Source organism: Pseudomonas pisciculturae (assembly GCF_015461805.1).
GTDB lineage: Bacteria > Pseudomonadota > Gammaproteobacteria > Pseudomonadales > Pseudomonadaceae > Aquipseudomonas > Aquipseudomonas pisciculturae.
In genome coordinates this window covers 47,544-61,580 of the sequence record NZ_JACVZE010000010.1, presented here as the reverse complement: position 1 = coordinate 61,580, position 14,037 = coordinate 47,544, and the positions used below count along the sequence as shown (strand labels likewise).

At 60.7% G+C, this 14,037-nt stretch carries 13 protein-coding genes; 5 read left to right on the top strand and 8 right to left on the bottom strand.

Annotation, left to right across the window (positions count from 1 at the left end; genetic code table 11):
- The first annotated feature begins 100 nt into the window (after positions 1-100).
- Positions 101-487, top strand: a complete 387-nt coding sequence (gene bamE / locus ICY20_RS24240) for an outer membrane protein assembly factor BamE domain-containing protein (protein WP_159962856.1) — start codon at positions 101-103, stop codon at positions 485-487.
- A 106-nt stretch (positions 488-593) separates the two neighbouring features.
- Here the strand turns inward: bamE and treS are convergent, their stop codons facing one another.
- Positions 594-2,660 carry a maltose alpha-D-glucosyltransferase gene (treS, locus tag ICY20_RS24235; protein ID WP_194938794.1) on the bottom strand — a complete coding sequence of 689 codons (2,067 nt, stop codon included), beginning with the start codon at positions 2,658-2,660 and terminating at the stop codon, positions 594-596.
- 191 nt (positions 2,661-2,851) lie between these two features.
- Entirely contained in the window at positions 2,852-3,604 is a 753-nt protein-coding gene (locus ICY20_RS24230; protein WP_194938793.1) for an SDR family NAD(P)-dependent oxidoreductase, read from the bottom strand.
- A gap of 109 nt (positions 3,605-3,713) precedes the next feature.
- Between ICY20_RS24230 and ICY20_RS24225 the strand changes: the two genes are divergently transcribed.
- A complete protein-coding gene (locus ICY20_RS24225; protein WP_194938792.1) occupies positions 3,714-4,634 on the top strand; it encodes a LysR family transcriptional regulator in 921 nt (306 codons plus the stop codon).
- Here the strand turns inward: ICY20_RS24225 and ICY20_RS24220 are convergent.
- From ICY20_RS24220 to ICY20_RS24205, 4 genes are all read right to left on the bottom strand, one after another.
- Complete coding sequence (locus tag ICY20_RS24220) at positions 4,600-5,421, bottom strand: helix-turn-helix domain-containing protein (RefSeq protein ID WP_194938791.1); 822 nt, start codon at positions 5,419-5,421, stop codon at positions 4,600-4,602. The genes ICY20_RS24225 and ICY20_RS24220 overlap by 35 nt on opposite strands.
- Positions 5,422-5,438: 17 nt before the next feature.
- Complete coding sequence (gene eutH, locus ICY20_RS24215) at positions 5,439-6,671, bottom strand: ethanolamine utilization protein EutH (protein ID WP_159962851.1); 1,233 nt, start codon at positions 6,669-6,671, stop codon at positions 5,439-5,441.
- Positions 6,672-6,753: 82 nt separating this feature from the next.
- Complete coding sequence (locus ICY20_RS24210) at positions 6,754-7,518, bottom strand: SDR family NAD(P)-dependent oxidoreductase (protein WP_159962850.1); 765 nt, start codon at positions 7,516-7,518, stop codon at positions 6,754-6,756.
- A 326-nt stretch (positions 7,519-7,844) separates the two neighbouring features.
- Positions 7,845-8,609 (bottom strand): AraC family transcriptional regulator, encoded by a 765-nt coding sequence (locus ICY20_RS24205; RefSeq protein WP_194938790.1) that lies wholly within the window; start codon positions 8,607-8,609, stop codon positions 7,845-7,847.
- A gap of 176 nt (positions 8,610-8,785) precedes the next feature.
- Between ICY20_RS24205 and ICY20_RS24200 the strand changes: the two genes are divergently transcribed.
- Genes ICY20_RS24200 through ICY20_RS24190 form a run of 3 tightly spaced genes read left to right on the top strand, consistent with a single transcriptional unit; the run spans position 8,786 to position 11,951 of the window.
- On the top strand, positions 8,786-9,712 hold the full coding sequence (locus ICY20_RS24200) for a 4-hydroxyproline epimerase (protein WP_194938789.1): 927 nt from the start codon (positions 8,786-8,788) through the stop codon (positions 9,710-9,712).
- Between the two features lie 37 nt (positions 9,713-9,749).
- Positions 9,750-10,697 carry a dihydrodipicolinate synthase family protein gene (locus ICY20_RS24195; RefSeq protein ID WP_194938788.1) on the top strand — a complete coding sequence of 316 codons (948 nt, stop codon included), beginning with the start codon at positions 9,750-9,752 and terminating at the stop codon, positions 10,695-10,697.
- A 3-nt stretch (positions 10,698-10,700) separates the two neighbouring features.
- A complete protein-coding gene (locus tag ICY20_RS24190; protein ID WP_159962847.1) occupies positions 10,701-11,951 on the top strand; it encodes an FAD-dependent oxidoreductase in 1,251 nt (416 codons plus the stop codon).
- 165 nt (positions 11,952-12,116) lie between these two features.
- On the opposite strand, the gene ICY20_RS24185 is transcribed toward ICY20_RS24190, so the two are convergent.
- Entirely contained in the window at positions 12,117-13,097 is a 981-nt protein-coding gene (locus ICY20_RS24185) for a GlxA family transcriptional regulator (protein ID WP_159962878.1), read from the bottom strand.
- A 74-nt stretch (positions 13,098-13,171) separates the two neighbouring features.
- Positions 13,172-13,840: a signal peptidase I gene (gene lepB / locus ICY20_RS24180; RefSeq protein ID WP_194938787.1), complete on the bottom strand. Its 669-nt coding sequence runs from the start codon at positions 13,838-13,840 to the stop codon at positions 13,172-13,174.
- Between the last annotated feature and the right edge of the window lie 197 nt (positions 13,841-14,037).

The window sequence follows — 14,037 nt, the reverse complement described above, 5'->3', positions numbered from 1 at the left end:
AGCATTACAGATGACTTTATGGATAAAAGCCTTTAGGATTCGCGGCCAATAGCATCACTTCGCTATCATGCACACCCGCACGTCAAAGGGAATTAATCGTTTGAACAAAGTCAGCATTTTCGCCGCCGCCGCCCTCAGCGTGGCGCTGCTCAGTGGTTGCGCCGCCGCCAAGAAAGTCACCTCCAAACTCGACTACAGCACCGGCACCTACGTGAGCCAGCAGCAAGTCGACGCGTTCCAGAAAGGCAAGACCCGCCAGGCCGATGTCATCGCCGCCATCGGCAACCCGCCGCAGAAAGCCGAGATCATGGGCAAGGAAGTGTGGACCTACACTTACACGCTGATCCCGGCCCTGCCGTTCCAGCCGAACAAGTTTGAGAACACCGTGGTGGAATTCGACAAGCGAGGCGTGGTGGTCAACGCCTACAAATCCGGTGGTACGCCTGGGCAGAGCGGTAACCCGCTGATCAACGCTGCGGGCCTCTAAAGGTTTGCGCTGAACCCTGTGGGAGCTGGCTTGCCTGCGATAGCGGTGGTGGCTGACACACCGCTATCGCAGGCAAGCCAGCTCCCACATTTTTGACCGCGTTCGGTCACACCATTGGAGCGCTGCTGATAACCCGTAGCGCCAGTCCTTCGTACGCATCCAGCGTAATGGTGAACTCCCCTTCTGCCGTCAAATCCCCCTCAACCCGCTCATTGATGATGTCCACCACCAACCCGGCGGCAATGTCCGGCAGGTGCAGGGTTTCAGTGATCGGCGCAGCGCCGAAATTCAACGCCGTGATTTGCGTACCTTTGCCCGCAGGCAATTCGTGAACCATCACTAACAGCCCTGGGTGCTGCACGTCCGGCACCAGAATCTGGCGGCTGGCGGCGATGTCGTAAGCGCGGCGCACCGCGAGGATTTTTTGCAGTTGCGAGGCAAAGGAATCCGGGTCCTGAAGTTGGCTGTTCAGGCTGCCATATAAGGTTCTGGCGCGTGGCATGTGCCCGGCGGACAGTTCAGCCTCCGGGTTCAAGTCCACCAAGTCGTAAGCCCCGCGATGCACCCAGCGGGTATCACCGTCCTGCATCAAATGCCCGACCTCATCGGCCGCCAACGGCAGCGCACCGACTAAATCCCAGCCGGACAAGGCAAACACCCCAGGCTGCATCGCGTTGTACATCACCAGCAGCAGGTGAATCTGCCGAATCTGTTGAATATCGGCCTGGGTGATCGCCTCCAGGTCTCGAATACCCAACGCCGCCGTAATAATGCTGGCGGTGGTGCACGACACTCCATTGGTCACGAACTTGAGGTTGTACGGAGCATGCTCGCCCGCCAGGCGTTCGTACATCTGCTCGCGGATGTGCTCGCGCAAGATATTGCCGGGGAAAGTCTGACCCTGGTACAGGAAGGTGTCGTGGGCATGCAGCGTCCAGAAGTGCACCAGTTCCAACGTGAGCTCATCGTGATTCTGCAACGCGTGGATCAACGAGCCTGGGTCGATGCCCAGGCTGTGCATCTGGCGAAGCATCAGGCGCAAGAACTCGGTGTCGCCCATCAACAGCGCATGCTGGTAAGCCGGCCGGGTGATGAAGTCATAGGACAGGTCAGCACCGCCGTGGGACATCGCGGCAATGTCGTCCACCGTGAGGTTCAATTCCTGGAAGCTGAAACCACCGGCCTTGCGAATCGCCCCGCCAATCAGCTGGTTGCCGGTGATCGACAGCGGGTGGCTTTCGGACCACGCTGTGCCGTCGAGCTTGCGCTCCACACCCAGAAAGCCATTGGCATCCAGGCGCAGGATCTTGGCGCCCATCACGTCGATGGCATGCAGGGCGTCACCGATGATCATCTGTTGCGCGGCGAAGGTGGGGTCCAGCCAGTTCAGTGACGGCTGGCCTTCCTTGAAGTAATGCAGGTATACCCAGCGACGCGGCTTGCCATCCACGCCAACCACAACCGGCGTGGTGCTCCAGTCGGTTTCCTTCACGCCGGGTTCGAAAAAGATCACCCGTTGCAGTTGGCCGACGATGTAATGCTTGTCGCGCAATGCATCCACCTGCAACGGGCTGAGGTTCTGCGCGTCACGGCCTTCGGCGACATCTGGCAGCAAAGGCCAGTCTTCTTCGCGGATCTCTACCATGTGGTACAGGCCGGGATAGTCCTCGTACGCCATCTCGGCCAGGCGAAAGTCAGCGCCCTTGCCGGTGTGGGACGGGATCACGTCGTCAATGATCACCGCATTGTGGGCCGCTGCCATGCGCGTCATCGCCTGCAATTGGGCTTCGGTGCCCAGCTCGGGATCAATTTCAAAGCTGATGCGGTCGAAATTGCCGTCGATAGTCGGCGTATGCCGCGTGCCACTGAGGCCACCGGATTTCTTCAGAGGGCCGTTATGGATGCCCTGAATACCGATCTTCGACAGCGCATGCCACAGGGTTTCGTCGCCCAGGGCCTCCAGCACCGTACCGCCTTCGCGGGTCACGATCGACGCGGGGTAGGCGGTGAACCACACCGACGATAACGCCGTGGCGTCCCGTGGGCGGGTATGCGCATAAGGCTGTTGCCACAACCGACCCTGGCCCGAATAGAGCTTGGCGCGCTGGCGTGCTGCGTAGAGCATCGACTGTTCTACCAGCCAGTTCACATGGTTGTTTTCAGCCGCTGTCATAAGCCCTGTCCCCGTGGTCTTGAAAAGTCGCTAGTAGACATATGAGGGGTGTGGCGGGCCATTCGTTGCATTGCAATGTAACTGTGGCGAGGGAGCTTGCTCGCGCTGGGCTGCGAAGCGGCCCCAGTTTTTAGACTGGGATTGCTGCGCAATCCAACGGGAGCAAGCTCCCTCGTCACACGTGACCCGGCTCAGACTTGCTGCTGGCCACCGTCGACGAACAACTCGATCCCGTTGACGAAACTCGCATCGTCCGACGCCAGGAACAGCGCAGCAGCGGCGATTTCTTCGGGTTCGCCCACGCGGCCCATTGGGATCTGCGAGGCCAGGTAGTCGAGCAAGCCTTGTTGCTGTGCGGCGTCGGGGCCGGCCAGGTCGACCAGGCCCGGGGTGCGGGTGGCGCCGGGGCTGATGGTGTTGATGCGTACGTGGCGGTCTTTGAGGTCGAGGATCCAGTTACGGGCAAAGGAGCGCACGGCGGCCTTGGACGCGGCGTACACACTGAAGGCCGGAGTGCCAGCACTGGCGGCAGTGGAGCCGGTAAGGATCACCGAGGCGTTCTTGGCCAGCAGGGGCAAGGCTTTTTGTACGGTAAACAGTACGCTTTTTACATTGCGGTCGAAGGTGGCGTCGAAGTGGTCTTCGGTGATCTCACCCAGGGGCAACATGGAACCTCCGCCAGCGTTGGCGAACAGAACGTCGAGGTGGCCGTGGCTACCTTGGATCTGTTCGTACAGTGCGTCCAGTTGATCCAACTGGGTCGAATCCACCTGCACGCCAGTGGCGTTGCCCACCAGGGCGACAGCGGCATCCAGTTCGGCGCGACGGCGGCCAGTGATGTAGACGTGGGCGCCTTCAGCGGCGAAGCGGTGGGCGGTGGCCAGGCCGATGCCAGTGGTGCCGCCGGTAACCAGTGCGATTTTGCCTTCGAGTTTGCGAGCCATGATGTTTTCCTCTTTTCGGTAGGTAAGTTGTTGCGGTGTGGGAGAAGCATATCGACGGCCCACTACTTTCAAAATAGAATCATCTGAAACTCATCGTTGCAGATTTGAAATGAGCAAACTCCCGGATTTCGAAGGCTTGGCCATGTTTGCCAAAGTGGCAGAGGAAGGTTCATTCGCAGCGGCGGCGCGGCTGATGGGCGTGTCCGTGCCCACCGTGTCGCGGGCGGTGGCGCGTTTGGAAGAGCGCCTGGGCGGGCGCTTGTTCAACCGCACGTCGCGGCAACTGGCGTTGACCGAGTTCGGCATCAGCATGGCGGCCAGGGCCGGTGAGGTGTATCGACAGGCCGAGCAGGTGGAAAGCGACGCCCGCGAACTGTCGGTGCAACCACGCGGGCATGTGCGGCTGGCGGTGCCGATGGCGTTTGGTGTGCGCTGGGTGGCGCCGTTGCTGCCTAAGTTGATGGCGCTGTACCCGGAGTTGACGGTGGACTTGCACCTCTCGGACGCCTCGGTCGACTTGATCGCCGACGGCTTCGATGCGGCGTTGCGCATCGCCACCCTGCCCGACTCTTCCCTGGTAGCGCGACACTTATGTGCCGTCACCCAATACCTGGTCGCTGCGCCCGCCTATCTCGACGCTAACGGGCGCCCCGCTCACCCACGGGAACTGAGCGCGCGCGCGTGCATGAGTTACGCCTACCGTGCACGCAGCCAGGTCTGGCGATTTACCCACGACGACGGCAGCGCCGAAGATGTGACGCCCAATGGCCCGCTGCGAGTGACCAACTCCGAAGCACTGCTACCGGTGCTGCTCGACGGTCTGGCGATTGCCGAACTGCCGGAATTCATCGCCAGTGAATACCTGGCGGATGGGCGCCTGGAAGTGCTTCTACCGCAGTGGAAAATGGCCACGGGCGGTTTGTATTTCGTCACCCCCTCGGCCCGTAGCCGGCCGATGAAGATCAAGGCGCTCTCGGATTTTTTCGCCGAGCACCTCAGTCAACCAACATGGCGCTGGCCGGCCCGGTGAGGTAGCCGATAAACAAGCGGAACAACTCGGCATTGGTGCAGATGTCGAGCCGTTGGTAGATGTTGTGTTTATGCACCTTCACGGTGCCTTCACTGATATTGAGCACCGCCGCAATCGAGTGACTGCTATGGCCTTGCAGGATCAGCTTGGCGATGTAGCGTTGAGTTTCTGTCAGTTGCCCCTGGAGGATGTGCACAAATGCGTCTTCTGAGCGTGCATCGCCGTGTTGCACACTGGCGTAAAAATCGCTGTGTTTGAGCCGGCAATGCAGCTCCAGCAAGGCGCTGATCACCGGTGCCAGGGTTTCCAGTGCCTTGATCTCAGAGGATAGAAACGCGCCATTTTTCAGGTTGCGCATCAGCGAGTACACCACTGCGACGCCGGGCTGCACCGGCACGATAAAGCCGATTTCTTCAATCTGCGTGCCGTGTTCGGATGACACACAGGGGTGCAGATCCGGGGAAATGGCAAACCCCGAAGAAAAGAAACAGTCGGGTGCCAGGTCGCTCATGCGCCACACGCCGGCCGGGTGATCGTTGATGCAGGCCACGTAGAATGGGTCGAGCAGATAGCCGCCGCGCTGGTAGGCACCCAGGGTTTTTTCCGGTACCGAGCGGTTGTAGCCGTTGTGGATCAACAAGGGTGACCTGTTGAAACGGAACAGGTAGCCACAACTCATATCGAACGCCAGGGTGCTTCTCAGCGCTGTATCGATGCACGCCCCCAGGCGATCGGTGCCAACGGCTCCGATCAGGGTCGAGAGCATCTTCGCGTCTGCGTCTCTCATGGTTGCCACACTTCTTGTCAGGTCAGTTCGGGCGTGCCTACAGGCAACCGCTGCTTGCGGTCCTGCTCCCCGAGTTCGAGGGCCTTGGGCACGGCCAACCAGTAAGCAAGTGCCATGCCGAGCAGGCCGCCGCCGAGTTTACCGATAATCAACGGCACAATCAGCGAAGGCTGGAAGTTGGCAGAATAGGCCAAGTGATCGCCAAACGTGAACGCGGCGCACACCGAAAAGGCGATCACCAGCACCTTGTCTTTGGGTGGCATGTCCTGCACCAGGCGGAACATCGCCAGGATGTTTGCCGACGCAGCCAGCAGGCCCGCAGCGCCTACCGCTGACAGCCCGAGCAACGCAGCGGCTTTTTCGATGGGGCGCGACAGAAAGCGCTTGATCAGATAGACCATCGGGAACGCACCGCAGAGCATGATGCCCACGTAGCCGGCGATCTCAAGGGCGCGGAACTGGTCTTCTTTGTCGGCGATGATCGGCGCAAAGCCCCAGGTGCCGAACACCGTGCTGAAAAACCCGGTGAAATATTCGACGATGGACGCCACCAGCACCAGCGTTACCGCGCCGTACACCACTTGGCCCAGACGCAGGAAAATCTGCACCATCAGGTTGGGCAAGAAGCGCAACGCGGCAGCCAGGGCGAAGCAGAACAGGATCAGCGGCATCAGGTTACGCACCAGCATGCCCAGGTCAAAATGCAGCGCTTGGGTCGGCGCACCAAAGGTGGCGATGTCCGGCCGCACACCCAGCCCCAGAAACTCGATGCCCATGGCAATCATGATGATGCTGATGGGGATACTCAGCAGCCCGGCCATGATGCCCAGCGCCATGTATTTGTGATCGGCCTTGGCCAGCATCGCCAGGCCCACCGGGATCACGAAAATCACCGTGGAGCCGGACTGAAACCCGGTGATCAGCCCCAGAATCCAGCCTTCCGGGCTTTGCGACAACGCGTGGGCCAGTTGATAACCACCCAGGTCGGCGGCAATGAAAATCGGCCCGGCAATGCCGGCATCCGAGCCCATCGCCAGAAAAATTGGCGCTAACAGCTTGGTGATGAAACTGGTGATGAAGGGAATGGCGGCCATGATGCCCGCGACGGGCAAGAAAATCGGCCCAATGCTGTGGATGCCGGCGTTGAACTCTTTGGCCAGCTCCGACTCGGCACTGAATACCGATGCCAGCCCGCCAATGACGGCGCACACCATGATGACGTAAATGACATACGTGCCTATATGTTCCATTGCAGCCTCTGCTTTTTAGAAAGTTATTGTTGGGCAGATGGGTGTTGCAGAAGGTGTTCTTATTGACGGTCAGTTATCTGACTCAGAGTGCGGTGTAGCCATTGTCGACAAACAGGTGGGCGCCATTGACGAAGCTGGCATCGTCGCTGGCCAGGAACAGTGCGGCCTTGGCCACCTCGGACGGCTCACACAGCCGGCCTTGCATTGCGCTGATCGCCGCGTCGGAGGCATCCACACCCAGGCCTCGCAGCAAATCCAACTCGCGCTTGCCATGGGCGGTGGCGATAAAGCCAGGGCAAATGGCGTTGCTGCGGATATTGCGATCACGGAATTCTACCGAAATCGCCCGTGCAAACATGTGGCAGGCGCCTTTGGTGGTGCAGTACAGCACTTCCATCGGCGTACCAGCCACGGCAGAGATGGAAGACGTCGAAATAATGCTGCCGCCCCCTGCCTCGATCATGCCTGGCAGCACGGCCTTGGTGACCAGGAACATGCTTTTGACGTTGATGTTCATCAGGCGCTCCCAATCCGCCTCGGCGGTTTCCAGGAACGGCCCGGCGGCAATGGTACCAGCGTGGTTCATCAAGACTGTGATCGCGCCAAAGCGCTGTTCGGCGAGCCTGACCGAGTGGTTTACCTGATCGGCTATCGAGACGTCGGTGGGCAGGAAATACGCGCTACCGCCTTCGGCATTGATGCGCTCGGCGACGGCTTCACCGTCGCTGCTGGGCAGGTCGAGAATCGCAACCTTGGCCCCTTCACTCGCGAATAATTGCGACACTGCCAGGCCGCAACCGCCCGCCCCGCCACTGATTAATGCCACTTTGCCGCTCAGTCGCCCCATGGGTCGCTCCTCGTTGGTTACCTTGGTAAATCCTGAGGAGGGAAGCTAACGAGGGGACTGAAAATGGTCCATATACCGGGCGGTATATGCAGCCCTCCCAGACTGAATGCGATCAGAATTGTGGAAGCTGGCCTGCCTGCAAAAACGGTGCTTCAGGCCCAACATCTCTATCGCCCGCACCGCCGCCTTCGCAGCCTCGCTAAAGCTCGACAGCTCCCACATTTGCACCGCGTACACCCCGTTGAAATGCGATCAACTGTGGGAGCTGGCTTGCCCGCTCCCACAGTTGGAGCCCCCTTGTCCGTAGGATCTGTATTCCAAGGCCTTCAGGTTTCGCGGTATTGCCTCGGCGTAAACCCGGTGGAGGCCTTGAACTGCCGGCTAAACGCACTGTGGTCGGTATACCCACACTGCAACGCTACTGCGGTAATCGGCAGGTCGGTATGCAACAGGCGGTGGGCGTGCTCCAGTCGCACTTTTTGGATCATCTGCCGGGGCGTCAGGTGGAACACGCGTTTGCAATAGCGCTCCAGTTGCGCAACGGAAATGCCGGCGATCCGCGTCAACTCACTCAGGGTCACACGGCGGTTGAAGTGGGTGCGGATGTGCGCATCCACGGCTGCAAGACGTTGGTACGCCGGGTGGGTTTCGCTGGCTGTTTGCAGGTCTACCGAGATGCCGGCTAGCCCGATAATCACACCGTTGCAGTCGTGGAGCGGCCATTTGTGGGTCAGGCACCAACCGGGTTCGCGGGTGCCGTAGAGGTGTAATTCGAGTTGGTCTTCTAGCACAAACCCGTCTTCCAGCACGCGGCGGTCCTGCTCGGTGTAGCCGGGGCCCAGTTGTGCGGGGAAGACTTCAGCGCTGGTCTTGCCCAGCAAGGGTCGCAAGTCTTTAAGGCCGCAACGTTGCACCAGGGTGCGGTTGGCAAGCAGGTAACGCGCTTGGGTGTCCTTGAGGAAAATCGCCGCATTGGGGATCACATCCAGCATCGGCAATACCTGCACGACGCTGGCCAACAACTGCTCGATATTCTGCGGGCGATTCGCCTCTTCCCCGCTGCAAAGGCTCGCAAACGCGTTCTGCATCATGACTGTGGTGCCCCATGCTGCCCTTTCGATGTGGAGCAGATTGCACCATGCCCTGTGCGCTGTCGAGCGAAGGCAACTGTGCTGATTTCGTCATCCATACCCCTAAAAAACATCAAGCGCGGCGCCTTTCATCAGCGCACTGTGGGGCCATGCCTGCCCACTGCCTGGAGCGCGTTATGAAGCGACTGCACGTGATCGACTCCCACACCGGCGGCGAACCCACGCGCCTGGTACTCAATGGCTTTCCTGAATTGACCGGCGCCACCCTCGCCGAGCAACTGCACAGCCTGCGCACCGACCATGACCACTGGCGCCGCGCCTGCCTGCTGGAGCCCCGGGGCAATGATGTGCTGGTGGGCGCGCTGTACTGCGCGCCGGTCACCCAGGGCGCCACCTGCGGCGTGATCTTCTTCAACAACGCCGGTTACCTGGGCATGTGTGGCCACGGAACTATCGGCCTGGTTGCGTCCTTGCATTATTTGGGTCGCATCGCACCCGGCGTGCACACCCTCGATACGCCAGTGGGCTGCGTGACGGCAACCTTGCATGACGACGGCAAGGTCACGTTGGGCAACGTGCCCTCCTACCGTTATCGCCAACAAGTCGCTGTATTGGTCCCGGGGCACGGCATGGTCAAGGGCGATATCGCCTGGGGCGGTAACTGGTTTTTCCTGGTGTCCGACCACGGCAAAAGCCTGCGGATGGACAACGTCGATGCCCTCACCGACTACACCTGGGCGATGCTCAAGGCCCTGGACGACCAAGGTATTCGTGGCGCCGAGGGTGCGTTGATCGACCATATCGAACTGTTCGCCGATGACTCCCACGCCGACAGCCGCAACTTCGTAATGTGCCCGGGCAAAGCCTATGACCGATCGCCGTGTGGCACCGGCACCAGCGCCAAACTCGCGTGCCTAGCCGCAGATGGCAAGCTCAAGCCCGGAGAAACCTGGGTTCAAGCCAGCATCACCGGCAGCCAATTCGCAGGCCGCTACGAATGGGATGGCGAGCGCGTGCGCCCGTTCATTACCGGCCGCGCCTACATGACCGCCGACAGCACCTTGCTGATCGACGAACAGGACCCTTTCGCCTGGGGCATCTGAGCCTCTCGCCACTTGAACATTCCAAGGAGTTAGCGCCATGAGCGAGAACATCTTCACCGGGTGCATTCCCGCCCTGATGACCCCCTGCACCGCCGAGCGCAAGCCGGATTTCGACGCGCTGGTCGCCAAGGGGCGTCAGTTGATCGATGCCGGGATGAGCGCGGTGGTGTATTGCGGCTCCATGGGTGACTGGCCGCTGCTCACCGAAGCCGAGCGTCAGCAAGGCGTAGCACTCCTGGTGGCGTCGGGTGTGCCGACCATAGTGGGTACCGGGGCGGTGAACAGTCGCGAAGCTGTCGGCCATGCGGCGCACGCGGCCAAGGTCGGCGCTCAGGGCTTGATGGTGATTCCACGGCTGTTATCCCGTGGCGCCTCGGTTGCTGCGCAAAAGGCGCATTTCTCGGCGATCCTCAACGCGGCGCCGAACCTGCCGGCGGTGATCTACAACAGCCCTTACTACGGCTTCGCCACCCGCGCCGAGCTGTTCTTTGAACTGCGCCGCGAACACCCCAACCTCATCGGTTTCAAGGAGTTTGGCGGCGGCGCAGACCTGCGCTACGCCGCTGAACACATCACCTCTCACGACGATAACGTGACCCTGATGGTCGGTGTAGACACCCAAGTGGTGCACGGTTTCGTCAACTGCAACGCCACCGGCGCCATCACTGGCGTGGGCAATGCCCTGCCCCGCGAAGTGCTGCAACTGGTGGCCCTGAGCAAACAAGCGGCCAAGGGCGATGCCAGGGCCCGCCGCCTGGCCGTCGAATTGGAGGGCGCACTGGCGGTGCTCTCGTCGTTCGACGAAGGCTGCGACCTGGTGCTGTATTACAAACACCTGATGGTGCTCAACGGCGATACGGAATACGCCCTGCACTTCAACGAGAGCGATGTACTCAGCGATGCCCAGCGCCGCTATGCCGAGCAACAATATGGGTTGTTCCGCCAGTGGTACGCCAATTGGTCGGCGGAACAGAACATGGTCTAGCCCATGCCCGATAACGATATCGTCGTGGTCGGCGCGGGCATTATCGGCGTCGCCTGCGCCCTGCAACTGGCCCGCCAAGGCAAGCGCGTCGTCGTGCTTGATCAACAGGAGCCGGGGATGGGCGCGTCCTATGGCAACGCCGGGCACTTGGCGAGCGAACAGGTGTTCCCCATTGCTGACATGTCGATCATCAGGCGTTTGCCGACCATGCTGTTGGACCCCATGGGGCCCCTGCGTCTGGACTGGAAGTACCTGCCCCGTGCCCTGCCCTGGTTTGTTCGCCTGCTGCTGAACCTGCGCCCGGCGCAATATCAGCGCAGCGTGGCCGGTGTTCGCGCGCTTAACGAGGCCAGCCTGGGGGCGTGGCAGCAGCTGTTGCATAGCATCGAACGCCCGCAGTTGTTGCGCGAGGAAGGCTCATTGTTGGTGTTTGAGCACCCTGAATCGCGCGCGACCCTCCAAGCCTTGCGCCAGCGCATGCAACAGCAACAGGTGCCGGTTGTTTTGTGGCCCGCCGAAGCCGTACAACACGCTGCACCGCAGCTAAGTGAGCGGATTTTAGGTGGGCTGTTTTTCCCCGCGACCGGCCACTTTCTCGACCCCCATCAGGTGGTGTGTGAGCTGGTCAATGCAGCCAAGGCCTGTGGCGTGCAGTTCCTCAAGCGCCAGGTGTTGGCTGGGCGCGTTGAAGAACACGGCGTGACGCTTAGCACCGACCAAGGCTTGTTCACGGCACGCCAGGTGCTGATCGCCTGTGGCGCGCACTCCGCCAAACTGACTGCGACACTCACAGGCAAAACAGTGCCGCTGGAAACCGAACGCGGCTATCACCTGATGCTGCCCAACGAACACAATCGCCTGCCCTTCGCAGTCACTTCGCTGGAACGAAAGTTCATCATGACGCCCATGGCTGACGGCTTACGCCTGGCCGGCACGGTTGAGTTCGCAGGCCTCGAACGCCCAGCAAACATGGCGCGCGCCTGGCAGTTGCATCGGTTGAGCAAGGGGCTGTTTCGGGAGGATTTGAATGCGGACAATGCTACGCCGTGGATGGGCTTCAGACCTTCGCTGCCAGACTCGCTGCCGATCATTGACCGGGTATGCGACGGCAAGGTGTTGCTTGCGTTCGGGCATCAGCATCTGGGGTTGACGCAGGCGGCGGTGACGGCGCAGATGGTGGGGCTACTGGATCATCCGCAGGGGCAGCGAGCGCAGATACCGGCACTCGGGCCCTATCGACTGGACCGGTTTTGAGGTGATAGAGCGCTATTTAAGGTGAGCCGATGAATCGGTTGACTGCACCATCGCCATCGCAGGCAAGCCAGCTCCCACAGGGGATCTACGCCAGACGCGAGTACTGGCAACAACGCCGATCCCCTGTGGCAGCGATCAGTCAGCACCATCCTTGCGACCGCGCGCCTACTTGACCAACCGCTTCTCCTTCGAGGGGCGATAGCCGAAGTACGAGCTGTAGCACTTGCTGAAATGGCTTGGCGATACGAACCCGCACGCCACCAGCACTTCAACTTGTGACAGTTCGGTGTGCTGCAACAAGCGCCGCGCCTCGGTCACGCGCAGTTCCATGTAGTAGCGCTGCGGCGTGGTGCCCAGTTGTTCCTTGAACAGCCGTTCGAGCTGACGCCGCGAGCGGCCGGCGTAGACGGCGAGTTGGTCCAGCTCTAGAGGCTCTTCGAGGTTGGCGTCCATCAGCTTGACCACCTCGCGCAAGGGCGCGCTGACGCTGACGTTTTCAGTGGGTTTGATGCGCCGGTAGCGCGATTCTTCAAAGGCCAGGATGTCTTCAATGCCTTCTACCAGCGCTTTGCCGTGCAGGCCTTTGATCCAATCCAGGGCCATATGGAACGCGCCCGAGGGGCTGGACGCGGTCAGTCGGTCGCGGTCGATGACGTAGGGTTCGCTCGTGACTTGCGCGGCCTTGGCCACTTCCGCCAGCGCCGGGCGATGTTCGGGGTGGATCGCACAGCGGTAATCCTGCAACAGGCCTGCGCGGCCGAGAAACCATGAGCCATTCCATAGACCGGCCAGGGTGATGCCCTGTTCAGCTGCGCTGCGCAACAGGTGGGTGAAGTCTTCGCTGGCCTTGAGCTCGGTGCGAAACCCGCCGCAGATCACCAGCAGGTCAAGCTCAGGCAAAGCGGCGATGTCCAGGCGCGCATCGGGGCGGATGACCAGGCCGAGGTCACTGATCACTTCATCCGCTGCGCAGCCAAAGGTGCGTGACGCAAACAGATCGGGGCGTAGCAGGTTGGCCGTGACGAGGGTGTCGAGGGTCTGGGTGAATGCGGGCAGGGAGAAGTGTTCCAGCAGCAAGAAGCCGACGCGAGTGACCGACGCCGGCTGCTGGGTTTCATTGAGGTAGCGCAGGTTCTTACCCTTCATGCCACCGCTGAATTGACGTCTTTCCATCGAGGCTCAGCCCACTATTAATTATTGTTGATGCAGTGGGCGCCATCTTAGAGGATCGGCGCCCCAAATCGGCGAAATCGTGGCATCCAGTGATCCAGGATCTGCGCCGACGCGAGGATATGGTGCGCATGCCCAATCAGCAACCGACGCGGCACAAAGCCGATGTACCTGGAATCGGCGCTGTTGTCGCGGTTGTCTCCCAGCATGAAATAGTGGTCGGCAGGCACCTGCAGTGGGCCAAAATCGCGGCGGGCGCGTACCTGCGGCATGAACTGCACCGTGCGCTGACGTGCGGCGGCGTGTTCGGTGAGCTTGATGCCCTGGATAAATTGGCCGGGGGCAACCCGCTCGCTGATCGATTGCGCGTCGAGGTAGGTGGCCGGCACGCCATTGACCCACAACACTTCGTCCTTCATTTGCAGCGTATCGCCTGGGATGCCGACGATTCGCTTGATCAGGCGCACGCCGTCCTTGGGTGAAGTGAAGGTCACCACATCACCCCGTTGCGGGTTATCCAGCTTGATCAACGAGATATCGGTGAGCGGCAGCTTGAGGTCATAGGCCACGCGGTTCACTAAGACTACATCGCCTTCCACCAGGGTCGGGCGCATGGAGCCGGACGGGATCGGGTTCCAGTCCGCCAGGGAGGTACGGAATATGCCAAAACACAGCCAGAAAATCAGGACGTAACGGTATTTGCTCAACAGACGTTGCATATGGCCTCGCACTACGGAAACTGCCTGGTGCCTTGTAGGAAGATACAGGTTGTGGGGGCACACAACGAATTAAACCGCTGACAGCCTGACTGATCTTTAGAAAATCACCACCCTGCACAACCCATGGCCCAGCGCATGCGCGCGCATCTGATACGGTTTTTTGATCACTATCTGCGTCTGTACCGAAATCTGCCCTG